Origin of the sequence: Bradyrhizobium sp. Rc2d (assembly GCF_900099855.1) — a bacterium.
Taxonomy (GTDB): Bacteria; Pseudomonadota; Alphaproteobacteria; order Rhizobiales; family Xanthobacteraceae; genus Bradyrhizobium.
Genome location: NZ_FNCU01000046.1, coordinates 25105 through 40705 on the forward strand (window position 1 = coordinate 25105; position 15601 = coordinate 40705).

Annotated in this window: 11 protein-coding genes and 1 pseudogene; 5 read left to right on the plus strand and 7 right to left on the minus strand. The window is 64.1% G+C overall.

Translation table 11 applies throughout. The features are described from left to right. Positions 1-105: 105 nt before the first annotated feature. Positions 106-929 (plus strand): annotated as a pseudogene (locus tag BLV07_RS36160) (hypothetical protein). Here the strand turns inward: BLV07_RS36160 and BLV07_RS36165 are convergent. Next, positions 926-2122, minus strand: coding sequence for a M24 family metallopeptidase (locus BLV07_RS36165; protein WP_091895469.1), 1197 nt, complete (start codon positions 2120-2122; stop codon positions 926-928). The pseudogene BLV07_RS36160 and the gene BLV07_RS36165 sit on opposite strands and share 4 nt — an antisense overlap. 470 nt (positions 2123-2592) lie before the next feature. Here BLV07_RS36165 and BLV07_RS36170 point away from each other — a divergent pair, with 470 nt between their 5' ends. The 4 genes from BLV07_RS36170 to BLV07_RS36185 all read left to right on the plus strand — a co-directional run bounded on the left by BLV07_RS36170 (position 2593) and on the right by BLV07_RS36185 (position 8791). Continuing rightward, entirely contained in the window at positions 2593-3612 is a 1020-nt protein-coding gene (locus BLV07_RS36170) for a TRAP transporter substrate-binding protein (RefSeq protein ID WP_091895472.1), read from the plus strand. Positions 3613-3627: 15 nt separating this feature from the next. Further along, positions 3628-5517, plus strand: a complete 1890-nt coding sequence (locus BLV07_RS36175; RefSeq protein ID WP_091895475.1) for a TRAP transporter large permease — start codon at positions 3628-3630, stop codon at positions 5515-5517. A 21-nt stretch (positions 5518-5538) separates the two neighbouring features. After that, positions 5539-7188, plus strand: coding sequence for an acyl-CoA synthetase (locus BLV07_RS36180; RefSeq protein WP_176945989.1), 1650 nt, complete (start codon positions 5539-5541; stop codon positions 7186-7188). A gap of 238 nt (positions 7189-7426) precedes the next feature. After that, positions 7427-8791 (plus strand): autotransporter outer membrane beta-barrel domain-containing protein, encoded by a 1365-nt coding sequence (locus BLV07_RS36185; RefSeq protein WP_091895481.1) that lies wholly within the window; start codon positions 7427-7429, stop codon positions 8789-8791. Positions 8792-8863: 72 nt separating this feature from the next. On the opposite strand, the gene BLV07_RS36190 is transcribed toward BLV07_RS36185, so the two are convergent. The 6 genes from BLV07_RS36190 to metG form a co-directional block, all read right to left on the minus strand. Next, positions 8864-9841, minus strand: coding sequence for a TRAP transporter substrate-binding protein (locus BLV07_RS36190; protein ID WP_091895484.1), 978 nt, complete (start codon positions 9839-9841; stop codon positions 8864-8866). Between the two features lie 37 nt (positions 9842-9878). Next, positions 9879-11192 carry a TRAP transporter large permease gene (locus BLV07_RS36195; protein WP_091895487.1) on the minus strand — a complete coding sequence of 438 codons (1314 nt, stop codon included), beginning with the start codon at positions 11190-11192 and terminating at the stop codon, positions 9879-9881. Positions 11193-11194: 2 nt separating this feature from the next. Beyond that, positions 11195-11788: a TRAP transporter small permease gene (locus tag BLV07_RS36200; RefSeq protein WP_091895490.1), complete on the minus strand. Its 594-nt coding sequence runs from the start codon at positions 11786-11788 to the stop codon at positions 11195-11197. Positions 11789-11951: 163 nt separating this feature from the next. Beyond that, positions 11952-12749 carry an MBL fold metallo-hydrolase gene (locus tag BLV07_RS36205; protein ID WP_091895493.1) on the minus strand — a complete coding sequence of 266 codons (798 nt, stop codon included), beginning with the start codon at positions 12747-12749 and terminating at the stop codon, positions 11952-11954. After that, positions 12746-13534: a TatD family hydrolase gene (locus BLV07_RS36210; RefSeq protein ID WP_091895496.1), complete on the minus strand. Its 789-nt coding sequence runs from the start codon at positions 13532-13534 to the stop codon at positions 12746-12748. Before BLV07_RS36210 ends, BLV07_RS36205 begins: the two co-directional genes overlap by 4 nt. Positions 13535-13547: 13 nt before the next feature. Next, positions 13548-15509 carry a methionine--tRNA ligase gene (metG, locus tag BLV07_RS36215; protein ID WP_091895499.1) on the minus strand — a complete coding sequence of 654 codons (1962 nt, stop codon included), beginning with the start codon at positions 15507-15509 and terminating at the stop codon, positions 13548-13550. Between the last annotated feature and the right edge of the window lie 92 nt (positions 15510-15601).

Here is a 15601-nt window from a genome sequence, read left to right on the forward strand (position 1 = left end):
CTTGCCGTGCGCCGCGCGCGAAGAGCACAGCGCAGCATCGCGGATGAACCTCCTCGCCCGGCACCGGCACAAAGACGGAGATAGCTCCCAGTTGCGGACATTGCCATGAGATTACCCGCCTTGCTCTGCCTGCTCGCCTTGGCAACGCCCGCCTGTGCCGCCGCGCCCGAGGAGCATTATCTCGACCTGCGCGATCGCTACATCGCAAAGTTCTCGGCGACTAAGGAGAGCGACGAGATCTATAAGCAGCACGATGCCGCACTCAAGGAGCTGGCAGGCGTGCTGGGCGGCCTGGTTGGACCAGTCACGATCAAGGGGCTACCGGCCGAGGGCAAGTCGAACGTCGATACGCTGTTCAAGAACGACATCGGCTTCGGCCATCTCGACGGACTCAGCTTCGCCTCGGAAGGTTACAAGACGCAAGCGGTGGTGACCACGACCACGCTGCTCAAGCATTGGCTGGGCGAGCATCGCGAGGATGGCATGCCGCAGGAGAGCGGCGCTGCGTTGAAATCCGACCGCTTCTATTACTACGCGATCCAGGACGCCGCCTTCGCCATCTATGCGGAGCTGCCGATCACCAAGCCTGCAGCGGCGAGTGCCGCGGTCGCCATGCTCGGCGTGCGCGGCAATGGCGGTCTCAAGGCGCCGCCGCATGAGATCGACGTCGTCGCGATCCAGGGGGACAAGGTGTTCTTCATCGCGACATCGGACGCCGTAAAGACGGCCCCGATCCCGGCCTGTGAGAAGGTGGAAACAAATGATGGCCAAGCCGGTCGACAAGAAGGACCCGCGGCGACATGACCCGTGAAGACAACGCGATGATCGCCTTCACAGCCTGCTTCGCCAAGGAAGCGCCGAGCCAGAGCTGGTTCGCAGCAGTCGTCAAGAAGGCGCAGAGCCGGCTCGATCTGCTGCCGCTACGCTAAAGCGCGTTGCCGCCGAGATTCCACCCGCGCCCGCCTTCGCCAAAAATCTCGTATCCCGTCGGCGTCACCGCGACCGTGTCCTCGAGCTTGATGAAGCCACGCGTCGGATGCTTCATCGTGGTCTCGATCGACACCACCATGCCGGCTTGGAGCGGTTGGCGGGCGTCGGTGTCGTCATAGGGAACCGGACCCTTGGCGGTCAGGCGAGGGGCCTCGTGGCTGACGAGGCCCATGCCGTGGGCCAGGAAATCGGTGCAGTCGCGCTGGGTGATCTGGGCGAGCTGCCGCTCGGCCGCGACGTAGATGTCGCCGCCCATGGCGCCCGGCCGGACCGCGGCGAAGGCGGCGCGCTGGACCGCCTCGATTTCGGCCAAATAGTCCTTCAACTCGGCATCCGGCTTGCCCAATACGGCCATGCGCGCGAGATCGCCGATATAGCCGTGATAATTGCCGCCGGAGTCCAACGACAGCACCTCGCCTTGCTCCCAGTGCTGCGACGATGGCGCCCGGTTGTGGCTGCTGCCGCAGGCGAGTAGGCAATATTCGAAGGTCAGTCCGCGGTTGGCTTCCGCGAGGCGCAACGCATCCGCCAATTGCTGCTTGGTCGTGCCCCGACCGTGCCCGGCGATCACCGCCAGCATGGATGCGATGACGAGCTCGGACGCGGTCTTGAGCTTCGCCAATTCCTCCGCCGATTTGACTGCCCGCAGCCGCTCCAGCACCACGAGAGCGTCCTTGAACTCGGCACCGGGCAGGGCGTCGGCCAGTGCCCGGCCAGCATCCATCGGCAGGAACGCCATCTCGACTCCGACGCGCCGCAAGGACACGCCAGCATCCCGGATCAGATCTGCGGCCCGCGTGATCGCATCGACTGACCCATTGGATTCGGCCCGGAGCTGCGGAACCCATGGCGGCGCGACCGTGCGCTGATGGGCCTCCAGCCGGTGGCCGACATAGATCGCTTTCTCGGGTGCGCCCTTGGGATAGACCAGGACCGGCAAATAGCGGCTGACGCCGAGCGCATCCATGTAGTCGAAGAAGATCGCCCGCTCAGCGCCTAACAGGTACTGCACATTGTGCTTGGAGGTCGCGACCAACACGTCGAGGCCGGCGTCCTCCATGAGACGGTCGAGCTTGGCAGCATCGAACGGAATGACACGCGAGGCAGTGGCGCGGGCAGCGGTCTCCTGCATGACGACTCTCCCATGGCTGCGGCGATTTGATCTCCTGCAATTCCTGTCCGCGACCATCCGACTAACAGCCGGATGGTCAGTTGGCTCCCGATGCTAGGCCCGGAAGTAGGGTTCGCACCAGCTTGGGGAACTGCCTGCCACGTCCATATCCGTAATTCGCATAAGGTATATTATGGAATATTTTTATATACAATTAGATCAGATATTTAGACGGAAATCCTGTCACCGCACCTTCGCTCCAGGCCATTTGCGGGCTGGCGCTGGGTCGCTCTCCCAGCTCTTTGGCGGCTACTGTGCATGGGGTTGTTTTCGTATTTTTTGTCGGCCCATCTCTCCGAAAGCCGATATTGCCGTGACCTTGTCCGGCTGCAATAAGCGAGGCCTCGCGAGATCGCAGATGACCTTCTGACCTGACGTCCGTATAGGTTTGCATCTCAGAACAACAACAAACCTTCCGAGGAAGCAGACCCATGAGCTTTTCCCGACGCACGCTTCTCAAGGCCTCCGCCGCGACCGCGGTTCTGGGCGGCCTCGGTGCGCCCCATGTGGCCCGCGCCCAGAGCGCCGAGTTCACTTACAAATACGCCAACAACCTGCCGGACACTCATCCGCTGAACGTGCGCGCCAAGGAGATGGCGGCCGCGATCAAGAGCGAGACCAACGGCAAGTTCGACCTCCAGATCTTCCCGAACAACCAGCTCGGGTCCGACACCGACATGCTGAGCCAGATCCGCTCCGGCGGCGTCGAGTTCTTCACGCTGTCAGGCCTGATCCTGTCGACCCTGGTGCCGGCGGCGTCGATCAACGGTATCGGCTTTGCGTTCCCGGACTACGACACGGTCTGGAAGGCCATGGACGGCGATCTCGGCGCCCATGTCCGCGGCGAGATCAAGAAGGCCGGCCTCGAGGTCATGGACAAGATCTGGGACAATGGCTTCCGCCAGACCACATCGTCGACCAAGCCGATCACCGGTCCGGACGATCTCAAGGGCTTCAAGATTCGCGTGCCGGTGTCGCCGCTGTGGACCTCGATGTTCAAGGCGTTCGATGCGGCGCCCGCCTCGATCAATTTCAGCGAGGTCTATTCAGCGCTCCAGACCAAGATCGTCGAGGGCCAGGAGAACCCGCTTGCGATCATCTCGACCGCAAAGCTCTACGAGGTGCAGAAGTACTGCTCGCTGACAAACCACATGTGGGACGGTTTCTGGTTCCTGGCCAACCGCAGAGCGTGGGAAAAGCTGCCGCAGGACGTGCGCACCATCGTCGCCAAGAACATCAACGCCGCCGCGGTCAACGAGCGCGCGGACACCGCCAAGCTCAACGCCAACCTCCAGCAGGAGCTCGCGACCAAGGGCCTGACCTTCAACCAGCCGGCCGTGGCGCCGTTCCGCGACAAGCTGCGGTCCGCCGGCTTCTATGCCGAGTGGAAGGGCAAATACGGCGATCAGGCCTGGGACCTCCTGGAAAAGGCGGTGGGCAAGCTGTCGTAACGCGCAGGCCGCGTCATGGCTCATGTCGAGGTCGAGGTGATCGAAGTGGCGGGTGAGGCGACTGTTCAGTCCCCTCGCCGACCTTCGTTGCTGGCCTCAACGGAGCGCGCACTCGGCCTTCTCGTGGAGCTCCCGGCGGCGATCCTGGTCGTCGCCGAGATCGTGATCCTGTTTGCCGGCGTGGTTGCGCGCTACGGCTTGCACCGGCCGCTGATCTGGTCGGACGAACTCGCCTCGATCCTGTTCCTGTGGCTCGCCATGCTGGGTGCGGCGGTCGCGTTCCGCCGCTCCGAGCACATGCGCATGACCGCGGTCGTGGCCAGCGCCAGGCCGGCGATGCGGGCCTATCTCGATCTGGTCGCAACCGGCGCAGCGCTGGCATTCCTGGCGCTGATCGTCTGGCCGTCCTGCGACTATGCTTACGAAGAGAGCTACATCACCACGCCGGCGCTGCAGATCTCGAATATGTGGCGCGCTGCCGCACTGCCGGCCGGCATCAGCCTGATGGCGGCGTTCGCCTTGCTGCGGCTGCTGCGCGCCGCCGATTACCGGATGGTCGCGGCCGCGGTGCTGTCGGTTGCGGTCCTGATCGGCGCATTCTGGCTGGCGGAGCCGTCGCTGCGGCCGCTCGGCAATCTCAACCTCGTCATCTTCTTCGTCGGCGTCGCCGGCTTCTGCGTGTTTGCCGGCGTTCCCATTGCGTTCGGTTTTGGCCTCGCGATCTTCGGCTATCTGGCGCTGACCACGCGAACGCCCGTGATGGTGCTGGTCGGCCGGATGGACGAGGGCATGAGCCACCTCATCCTGCTCTCGGTGCCGCTGTTCGTGTTCCTGGGGCTCCTGATCGAGATGACCGGCATGGCGCGGGCCATGGTGGCGTTCCTGGCGAGCCTGCTCGGGCATGTCCGCGGCGGGCTGCATTACGTGCTGGTCGGCGCGATGTACCTGGTGTCCGGCATCTCCGGCGCCAAGGCGGCCGACATGGCGGCGGTCGCGCCCGTGCTGTTCCCAGAGATGAAGCAGCGCGGTGCCAAGCCCGGCGATCTCGTCGCGCTTCTTGCCGCGACGGGCGCTCAAACCGAGACCATTCCGCCGAGCCTCGTGCTGATCACGATCGGCTCGGTCACGGGCGTGTCGATCGCCGCCCTCTTCACCGGCGGCCTATTGCCCGGCGTCGTGCTCGCAATCACGCTCTGCATGCTGGTGTGGTGGCGCTACCGCCACGAGGACATGAGCCACGTCCGCCGCGCCACGGCATCCGAGATCGGCAAGACCTTCATCGTCGCCCTGCCCGCGCTCGCGCTGCCCTTCGTGATCCGCTACGCCGTGGTCGAGGGCATCGCGACCGCCACCGAAGTCTCCACCATCGGTATCGTCTACGGCGCCCTGGTCGGCCTTCTGGTGTACCGCCGCTTCGACTGGCGGCGGCTGTTTCCGATGCTGGTCGAGACCGCAGCGCTGTCGGGCGCTATTCTGCTTATTATCGGCACCGCCACCGGCATGGCCTGGGGCCTGACCCAATCAGGCTTCTCGCGCTCGCTGGCGGCGGCCATGACGGGATTACCCGGGGGAGCCGCAACCTTCATCGCCGTCTCGATCCTGGCCTTCACCATTCTCGGCAGCGTGCTCGAGGGCATCCCGGCGATCGTGCTGTTCGGGCCGCTGCTGTTCCCGATCGCCCGCGCCGTCGGCGTGCACGAGGTGCACTACGCCATGGTGATCATTCTGGCCATGGGTATCGGGCTATTCGCCCCACCCTTCGGCGTCGGCTATTATGCCGCCTGCGCCATCGGACGCGTCGACCCGGCCGAGGGCATCAGGCCGATCTGGGGCTATCTGCTGGCGCTGCTGGTGGGATTGATCATCGTCGCGATCTTCCCCTGGATTTCGATCGGATTCCTTTGAGGCGTTTTCAGGAGGATGTCGATGAGTGAGCGGCAGAACCAGTACAATATCGGCCTCGACAAGACCCCCGCCAACTATGTGCCCCTGAGCCCGCTGAGCTTCCTCGCGCGCAGCGCCGCCGTCTATCCCGATCTTGTCAGCACGGTCTATGAGGGCCGCAGCTTCACCTGGGCGCAGACTCACGAGCGCTGCCGCCGCTTTGCCTCTTATCTGGCGAGCAAGGGCATCGGCGTCGGTGACACCGTGGCGGCGATGCTGCCGAACATCCCGGCGATGAACGAGGCGCATTTCGCCGTCCCCATGACGGGCGCCGTGCTCAACGCGCTCAACATCCGTCTCGATGCGCCCTCGATCGCGTTCCAGCTCGACCATGGCGGAGCCAAGATCATCCTGGTCGACCCGGAATTCTCCGGCGTCATCACCGACGCACTCGCACAGATGACCGGGCCAAAGCCGTTCGTGATCGACGTCGACGATGCCGCCTTCAAGGGCGGCAAGCGCATCGGCGAGATCGAATATGAGGCGGCGCTCGCGCTCGGAGACCCGAGTTTCATCGCGGTCCTGCCGACCGACGAATGGGACGCGATCGCGCTGAGCTACACCTCGGGCACCACGGGAAACCCCAAGGGCGTCGTCACTCATCATCGCGGCGCCTATCTCAATGCCGTCAGCAACATCCTCGCCGGCAATCTCGGTCAGCATCCGGTCTATCTCTGGACGCTGCCGATGTTCCACTGCAACGGCTGGTGCTTCCCCTGGACCGTTGCGGCGGCCGCCGGCGTCAATGTCTGTCTGCGCAAGGTCGAGCCGACCAAAATCTTCGAGCTGATCAGACAGCACGGCGTCACCCACATGTGCGGCGCTCCGATCGTCTACAACACGCTGATCAACGCGCCCGATGCGCCCAAAGGCAACGCTGCCCGTCGCGTCGTCGGCCTGATCGCAGGCGCCGCGCCGCCGGTCGCCGTGCTCGAAGGCGCCGAAAGCATCGGCATCAAGCTGACGCATGTCTACGGGCTGACCGAGGTCTACGGCCCCGCCTCCGTCTGCGCCGAGCAACCCGGCTGGGACGAGCTTCCGCCCGCCGAACGCGCGCGCATGAAGCGCCGGCAGGGCGTGCCCTACCCGCTCGAGGAAGACGTCACCGTCATCAATCCGCAGACGATGCAAGAGGTGCCGCGCGACGGCGAGACCATCGGCGAGGTCATGTTCCGCGGCAACATCGTGATGAAGGGCTATCTCAGAAACGAGAAGGCGACCAAGGAAGCCTTCGAGGGCGGCTGGTTTCACACCGGTGACCTCGGCGTGCTCGACGAGCACGGCTACGTCATCATCAAGGACCGCTCCAAGGACATCATCATTTCCGGCGGCGAGAACATCTCCTCCGTCGAGGTCGAGGACATCCTCTACAAGCATCCGGCCGTGCTGTTCGCCGCCGTGGTCGCCAAGCCCGATCCGAAATGGGGCGAGGTGCCCTGCGCCTTCGTCGAGCTGAAGGACGGCGCCAGCGCGAGCGAAGCCGAGATCATCGCGTTCTGCCGATCGCAGATGAGCGGCTTCAAGACGCCCAAGGCGGTCGTGTTCGGGCCGATCCCGAAGACCTCGACCGGCAAGATCCAGAAATTCCTGCTGCGCAGCGAAGTCGGATCAGCGAAGGCGATCTCGGCCTGAGCCGATCGAGGCTTCAGAAATATCGGGAAACATAAGCTGCGTCTGCGCGGCGATTGTGCGTTGTCGGAAACCGAGCGCGCAGCCTCGACGACATCGAGACACGACAGGAAAAGATTGGAAAACGTTAGAGACGCATTTACGATTCCGCGTCGTCGGATTCGCCGCTTCCAGATGATTCGCCGCGCGGGCTGCGCGGCCGGCGACCGGTGCGGTTGGGGCGCTTCATGCGGTTGGTGTCGTGAGTGCGGACGCGCCTGCGCGTCTGACGCTGCTGCTATTGACGGCTGGACTGTTGCTGCCCAACGCGGCCGCCGCGCAGGCCATGCGCGAGTTCGGCGCCTTCGCGGGCGCGCTGGGACCTGGGCCTGGCGGGCCGAATGCTCCGGGTGGCTTCAATAATCCCGCAGGCGTTGCATTTGGCGGCTCGCAGCCGCCGGGTTTCTCGGGGGCCGGATTTGGCAATGGCGGCGGCCTTCCGCCAGCCTATGGCTGGAACGCCGAACCGCCGGGCCTGACCGATCCGGCGCGGTTCGGCATGCGGCGGGTCTTCGGCGGCGGCGCCGATCGCGCCGTGCAGCCCGAGACGGCACAGGCCACGTTCCTCGCGATGACGCAGTTCACGCAGACCCTGCTCAATCCTGCCGTCGAGGGCCGCGGTATCGGCCCGGCTGAGTTCGATGCAGAGCTTGCAGCCTACGCCGAGATCGGAAACGACCTGACGCATGGCGGCATCGGACGAGAGGCCTATGGGGCGATCTACGGCAGGCCTTCGCTCGCCGCCCCGCAATGGAGCGTCTGGGCTGCCAGCTTCGGTGGCTCGCAGGTCTCGACCGGCGGCAGCGGCTCGGCCAGCCGCAGTTTCGGCACCGTAGCCGGTGCCGACTACTCTCTCTCGCCGCAGACACGGATGGGCTTTGCGCTCGCCGGCGGCGGCACCGGCTTTGCCAACAATTTTTCCAGCGGCCGCTCCGATCTGTTCCAGGCCGGCGCCTTCGTCAGACACACCACCGGTTCGGCTTATGTCGCGACCGCACTCGCCTATGGCTGGCAGGCCATCACCGGCGACTATCAGGTGACGCCGGCCGGCACGGGGCAGCTCAATGCCGCGATCAACGCCAACACCTATTCCGGCCGCCTCGAAGGCGGCTATCGTTTTGCCACGCCCTGGCTCGGCATCACGCCCTATGCGGCGGCGCAAATCACCACCTTCCGCCTCCCATCCAATATCGCGCAGCCGCCCTCCACGGCCAATGCGTTGCAGAGCACGTCCGGCAGCGACGGCTTCACGGACAGCCGCACCGAGCTCGGCCTGCGCACGAGCACGTCCTTTGTCTTGTTGGGAAGTGTGCTGAACCTGCGCGGTCGGCTCGCCTGGGCGCATGATTTCAGCGCGGGACAATCGATCCCAGCTGCGTTCCAGTCCCTGCCCGGCCAAGGCGTCATCGTCGGCGGTACGGCTTTGGCGCCGAACGCGGCGCTCACGGGCGTTGCGATCGAGCTGCGCGACCTCAACGGCTGGTCCGCCACGGCGAACTTCGACAGCGAGGTGTCGAGCCTCGTGCAGTCCTATACCGGCAAAGCCATGCTGCGTCACGCATGGTGAGGCTGCCGCGAGATCGAGGAGAAGACTTCCGCCCACGCGCCGGAAAGCGGTGAGCGGAAGGCCTCGCCAGTCTCACATCTTCTTGTAGGCGTCGATCAGCGCCTGGCCGTCGGGCCCGGCCTTCTTGAGCCAGTCGGCGGTGAGCTGCTCACCGATCTTCTGGAAGCCGGCCTTCAGCGCGGGGCTCGGCGGCTCCACCGTCATGCCCTTGGCCTTGAGCTGATCGATGTACCAGGTGCTCTTGTCCTGCCAGGCCTTCCAGCCGCGGGTTTCCGCGGTCGCGGCTGCCTTGAGGATGGCTTCCTGGGTCGGCTTGTCGAGTGCCTCGAACGCGGCCTTGTTGACGAAGGTGTAGTCCTTCGGAATCCAGGCCTGCACGTCATAGAAGTATTTGAGCGACTCCCAGGCCTTCGCGTCATAGCCCGTGCCGCCCGACGACATGAAGGAGTTCACGACGCCGGTCGCAAGCGCCTGCGGCAGTTCGGCAGCCTGGATCGTGACCGATTGCGCGCCGACCAGTTCGCCGATGCGCGCGGTACCGACATTGTAGGCGCGCCACTTCAAGCCCTTCATGTCCTCGATCGTCGTCAGCGGCTTGTTGACGTAGACGCCCTGCGGCGCCCAGGGCACGACGAACAGCAGCTTGAGACCCTGCGCATCGAGCTTCTTGGCGATCGCAGGCTTGGAGGCCTGATACAGCTTCATCGCGTCGGGGAAGCTGGTCGCGAGGAACGGCACGACGTCGACGCCGAAGAGCGGGTCCTCGTTCTCGTGGATCGACAGCAGCACCTCGCCCATCTGCGCCTGCCCGGTCACCACCGCGCGCTTGATGTCGGGCGCCTTGAACAGCGAGGCGCCCGGATGAACCGTGATCTGGAGCTTACCGGACGTGGCGGCCTCGACGTCCTTGGCGAAGGCGACCAGATTTTCGGAGTGCGGATTGTCGGCAGGATACGCTGCCGGCAAATTCCATTTGGTCTGGGCCAAAGCAGGTGTCGCGGCCATCACGACGCCGGCGATCAAGGATGCGCGGACTAAACGAGAGATCATCGGGCTTCTCCTCACAGTCAATTTGAAAAGCGGTATGTCAGTCTGGGAAAGCAAGCTTGGGCAAGAACATCACGATTTGCGGATACTCCGTGATGATGAACACGGCGGCTAGCAGCAGAATGAAGAATGGGAGTGCCGCCCGCGCGACGGTGAACGTATCGCGGCCGCTCATGTTCTGGAGCACGAACAGGTTGAAACCGACCGGCGGCGTGATCTGCGCCATCTCGACGTGGATGATGAGATAGACGCCGAACCAGACCAGATCGAGGCCGGCCTGCTTGACCATGGGCAGCACGATGACGGCGGTCAGGACGATCATCGAGATGCCGTCGATCAGGCATCCCAGGATGATGTACATGATGCTGAGATAGAGGGCGAGCATGCTTGGTGTGAGCTGCTGCCCCTGGACCCAGGTGGCGAGCGCCGCCGGAATACCCGTATAGGCCATCGCAGCCGTGGTGTAGGCCGCGCCTGCCAGGATCAGCATGATCATGCAGGTCAGGCGCGTCGCGCTCATGATGCTCTCGAGGAAGTTCTTGCGCGTGAGCGTGCCGCTCCACCACGCCAGCAGCAGCGCGCCCGAGACACCCCATGCGGCGCATTCGGTCGCTGTCGCAAAGCCGAGAACGAGCGAAAGAAAGACCGCCAGGATCAATAGCAGGCAGGGCGCGAGCTTGCCCGACTCGCGGAGCTTCTGCCGGAATGGCATCGGCGGATCGCGCGGCGGAATCTTCTTCGGGTTGAGCAGCGACCAGATGATGATGTAGCCGGAATAGAGCACAATCACGAGCACGCCCGGCAGGAAGCCGCCGAGAAACACTTGAAGCACGGAGACATTCGCCGTGACCGCATAGACCACCATCGGGATCGAGGGCGGAATCAAGAGGCCGAGCGTGCCGGAGCCCGCGAGCGAGCCGAGGCTCAGGCCCTTGTCGTAGCCACGCTTGTCGAGTTCCGGCAGCGCGATCTTGCCGATGGTCGCACAAGTCGCGGCCGACGAGCCCGACACCGCCGCAAAGATGCCGCAGCCGATCACATTCACATGCGTCAACCGCCCCGGCAGCCACTGCACCCAGGGCGATAGACCGCGGAACATTTCCTCCGACAATTTGGTGCGAAAAAGAATCTCTCCCATCCAGATGAACAACGGCAGCGCGGCCAGCGTCCAGGACGAGCTTGCGCTCCACGTGGTGGTCGCAAGCACCGAGCCGAGTGGCAGGCTCGTGGTCAACGCCATCGCCACGAAGCCGACCAGCCCGAGCGAGACCGCGATCCAGACGCCGCTGCCTAGCAGCAGGATCATGACGCCGAGCAGGATGAACGACAGCTCGATCATGCCGAGATTGGCCATGGTCAACCTCCGCCGCCCTGCGAGATGCGCTCGATGAACTCGTCGGGCGTCTCGTCCGGCGAGCCCTTCTCGTAGCTCGGCCGGTTGCCGCCGACGACATTGACCATTTCATCGACCAGCGCGATCGACAGGATCGCAAGGCCGCCGGCAAAGCCGAGCTGCGGAATCCAGAGCGGAAGTGCGACGACGCCCTGCGCCACGTCGTTGAAGCGCCAGGAATCGTAGGTCATCTGCACGGCATGCCGGGTGAAGTAGAGGATGAATGCGGTGGCGATGCCCAGCGCGACGATCTCCGCGACCTGCTTGGTCCGCCCGTGCAGATGCTCCAGCAGCAGGCCGACGCGGATCATCTCTCCGCGCTTGAAGGTGTGCGCGAGGCCGAGGAAAGCCATTGCAGCCATGCACCAGGACGCGAAATCGTCGCCTGCGGGAATGTTGATCGCAAACTGACGCCCGACCGACATGACCATCATGATTGCAAAGATCGCAACAAGGAAGACGCCCGCGGCGTAGCCCGCGCCGAGATAAAGGAGATCCAGAGCGCGTCGCACCAGTCTCCGAGCCGCTACATCGTCGCCTGCCAACGCAATCCCCATCCTCACAAGAGGCGATTCAACCGATCCGGCGACTGCACATCCGGTCCCGGTCCTGCTTGAATATCGCCCTGTCAAACGCCTGTCTTTCAGACGTTAGATCAACATGATGGGGCCGGCGCAAGCAAGGCGTATGCCGCCTGGCAGGAGAATTTCCACCGCGGGTTTAGTGCGTCTCCAGCCGCAGCCCGTCATAGGCCGGCACGACGCCCGCGGGCAGCGACTGCCTGATGACCTCGTAGTCGACGTCGGCGGTCATGTTGGTGATGACCGCACGCTTCGGCCTGAAACGTTCGATCCACGACAACGCATCGTTGATGCTGAAATGGCTGACATGACTGGTGTAGCGCAGGCCGTCGACGATCCAGAGGTCCAGATTTTCCAATGCGCCCCAGCTCTCGCGCGGGATGTCGTTGAGGTCGGGTGTGTAGGCGGCATCCCCGATGCGGTAGCCGAGCGCGGGAATGTTGCCGTGCTGCACCAGGAAGGCGGTCATCGTCACCGCGCCGCCCTTCCCCAGGATGGTCTGGCTTTCGCCCGCCTCGATCGAATGCCGCGTCAGGATCGGCGGATAGTCGCTGCCCTCCGGCGAGATGAAGCAGTAGGAGAACCGCGCCATGATGTCCTTGGCGGTCGACAGGTTGAAGTAGGTCGGGATGCGGCGTCGCATATGCATGACGACCGAGCGCAGGTCATCCATGCCATGGGTCTGATCGGCGTGCTCGTGGGTCAGGAACACCGCGTCGATGTGGTCGACATTGGTCGAAAGCAACTGCTCGCGCAGGTCCGGCGACGTGTCGATCACGATGCGTGTGCTGCCGTGCTCGGACTTTCGTTCGACCAGCAGGGAGCAGCGGCGACGGCGGTTCTTGGGATTGTTGGGATCGCAGGCGCCCCAGCCGAGCGCCGGGCGCGGCACGCCGGCGGAGGAGCCGCAGCCCAGGATCGTCAGCGTCAGCGTCATGCGTCTCCTGAAGCCTTCACCTTTGAGAATAGACGGAAGAAGTTTTCGGTGGTCTGGCGCGAGATCTCATCCAACGACACGCCGCGCGCCTCAGCGAGCACCTTTGCGACCTCGACCACATAGGCCGGCTCGTTGCGTTTGCCGCGGAATTTTCCGGGTGCAAGATAGGGCGAGTCTGTTTCAACCAGAATACGGTCCGACGGCAGTTCGGCCGCAAGCGCGCGCAGGGACTCCGACTTCTTGAAGGTCAGGATGCCCGTGAAGCCGATATAGAGCCCGAGCGAGACCGCCTTCAGCGCCAGCTCGCGCCCGCCGGTGTAACAATGCAGCACCGCGCGAAACGATCCGCGTCCGACCTCCTCTTCCAGGATACGGGCACAATCCTCGTCCGCTTCGCGGGTGTGGATCACCAGCGGCAGGCCGGTGGCACGGGCGGCGGCGATGTGGGCGCGAAAGCCCCTCGCCTGCGCCTCCGGCGAGCCGTTGTCGTAGAAATAATCGAGCCCGGCTTCGCCGAGCGCGACGACCTTGGGATGCTGCGTCAGCGCGATCAACTCATCCGGCGCGATGCCGTCCTCCTCATCCGCGTTGTGCGGATGAGTGCCTACCGAACAATAGACATCGTCATAGCGCTCGGCGATGTTGACGAGATCTTGCAGCTTCCGCACCCGCGTCGAGATCGTGACCATGCGCTTGACGCCGGCCGCACGCGCACGCGACACGATCCCGTCGAGATCTTCCGCGAAGTCCGGAAAATCCAGGTGGCAGTGACTGTCGACCAACATCGCGCGACCGCCTTCAGGCCGCCGGCTCGATGTAGCGCGGGAACGCCGGTTTCGGCGCAGGCAGCGTCGAGCCCGGAGCGATGCGCGAGGTGCCACCGAGCGCCGCGAAGTTGCGCTCGGCTGCGGGGATGCCGAGGCTGTCGAGCAGCAATCCCGAGGCGGTCGGCATCGCCGGCTGGGCCAGGATCGCGATCTGGCGCACGACTTCGGCGGTGACATAGAGCACCGTCTTCTGCCTGACAGGATCGGTCTTGGCGAGCGCCCACGGCGCCTCGCCCGCGAAATAGCGGTTGGCCTCCGCAACCACGGCCCACACGGCGTTGAGCCAGTGATGGATCTGCTGCGTCGCCATTGCTTCGCGCGACGTGGCGATCATGCCGTCGGCCATCGCAAGGATCGCCTTGTCGTTGTCGCTGAACTCGCCGGGCTCCGGCAGCATGCCGCCGAGCTGCTTGGCGATCATCGACAACGAGCGTTGCGCAAGGTTGCCGAGATCGTTGGCGAGATCGGCGTTGATGCGCGCGACAATGGCCTCGTGGTTGTAGTTGCCGTCCAGGCCGAACGGCACCTCGCGCAGGAAGAAATAGCGCATCTGGTCGACGCCATACTGGTCGGCGAGATTGAAGGGATCGACGACGTTGCCGACCGACTTCGACATCTTCTCGCCCCTGTTGAACAGAAAGCCATGGGCATAGACCCGCTTTGGCAGCGGAATGCCTGCCGACATCAGGAACGCCGGCCAATACACCGCATGGAAACGGATGATGTCCTTGCCGATGATGTGCACGTCGGCCGGCCAATAGCGCCAGCTGTTATCGCTCTCGTCGGGGAAGCCGACGCCCGTGATGTAGTTGGTCAGCGCGTCGACCCAGACATACATCACGTGCTCTTCGTCGCCGGGCACCTTCACGCCCCAATCGAAAGTGGTGCGCGAGATCGAGAGATCGCGCAGGCCCCCTCTGACGAAGCTCACCACCTCGTTCTTGCGGGAGTCCGGCCCGATGAAATCGGGATGGTCCGCATAAAGCTTGAGCAGCTTGTCCTGGTACGCCGACAGCCGGAAGAAATAGCTCTTTTCCTCGACCCACTCGACCGGCGTGCCCTGCGGCCCGAGCCGCACGCCGTCATCGTTCAGGCGCGTCTCGTCCTCGGCGTAATACGCCTCGTCACGGACCGAGTACCAGCCCGAATAGATGTCGGCATAGATGTCGCCGTTCGCTTCCATGCGTCGCCAGATCTCCTGGCTGGAGCGATGATGCTGCTCTTCGGTGGTGCGGATGAAGCGGTCGAACGACACGTTCAGGCGCTCGTCCATCTCCTTGAAGCGGCCGGCATTGCGGGTCGCGAGCGCGGAAACGGACATGTTTTCGCCAGCGGCCGTCTGAACCATTTTTTGACCGTGCTCGTCGGTGCCGGTCAGGAAGAACACGTCCTTGCCGTCGAGCCGCGCGAAGCGCGCCAGCACGTCGGTCGCAATCGCTTCATAGGCGTGGCCGATGTGCGGGCTGCCATTGGGATAAGCGATCGCCGTCGTGATGTAGAAGACATTGTCGCGCGCGGGGGCGGCAACGGGAGCAGTGGCCTGCGGAGCTGCGACTGCGGCGGGCTTCGACGCACGCGGCGCCTTTTTCGATTCCTTGGGCTTCGATACCTTGGGCTTCGCAGCCTTCGGTGGCGCAACGACAGGAGCCGGCGCTGCGATCGCGGCAGGCGCAGTCACCTTCGCCTTCTTGGCCACCTTCTTCGCTGGAACCTTGGCTGGCTTTTTGGCCGCTTTCTTCACCGCCTTCTTGGCGACGACCTGCTTCTTGGTAGCCTTCTTGCCAGCCCGTTTTGCCGTCTTCGCAGCGCTCTTCTTCACGCTCTTCTTAGCGGCTGCCTTCTTGGTCTTTTTGGCAGCTTTGCGCGCAAGCACCTTTGCAGCCTTCTTCTTGCTGCTCTTGCCCTTGGCGGTTTTCTTAGCTCGCGTTGCCACGACGAATTCCTTTACCGGCTTCTCAAAAATTTGGAAACGAACCTGCGTCAGGTTGTTGTTTTGCGCATGATCTTTTCGGAAAACCGCTCCGC

What these genes read in the sequence shown, in the direction of transcription:
- BLV07_RS36165 (WP_091895469.1), bottom strand. Translation starts at nt 2,122, where the DNA reads ATGCAGGAGACCGCTGCCCGCGCCACTGCCTCGCGTGTCATTCCGTTC.
- BLV07_RS36170 (WP_091895472.1), top strand. Translation starts at nt 2,593, where the DNA reads ATGAGCTTTTCCCGACGCACGCTTCTCAAGGCCTCCGCCGCGACCGCG.
- BLV07_RS36175 (WP_091895475.1), top strand. Translation starts at nt 3,628, where the DNA reads ATGGCTCATGTCGAGGTCGAGGTGATCGAAGTGGCGGGTGAGGCGACT.
- BLV07_RS36180 (WP_176945989.1), top strand. Translation starts at nt 5,539, where the DNA reads ATGAGTGAGCGGCAGAACCAGTACAATATCGGCCTCGACAAGACCCCC.
- BLV07_RS36190 (WP_091895484.1), bottom strand. Translation starts at nt 9,841, where the DNA reads ATGATCTCTCGTTTAGTCCGCGCATCCTTGATCGCCGGCGTCGTGATG.
- BLV07_RS36195 (WP_091895487.1), bottom strand. Translation starts at nt 11,192, where the DNA reads ATGGCCAATCTCGGCATGATCGAGCTGTCGTTCATCCTGCTCGGCGTC.
- BLV07_RS36200 (WP_091895490.1), bottom strand. Translation starts at nt 11,788, where the DNA reads ATGGGGATTGCGTTGGCAGGCGACGATGTAGCGGCTCGGAGACTGGTG.
- BLV07_RS36205 (WP_091895493.1), bottom strand. Translation starts at nt 12,749, where the DNA reads ATGACGCTGACGCTGACGATCCTGGGCTGCGGCTCCTCCGCCGGCGTG.
- BLV07_RS36210 (WP_091895496.1), bottom strand. Translation starts at nt 13,534, where the DNA reads ATGTTGGTCGACAGTCACTGCCACCTGGATTTTCCGGACTTCGCGGAA.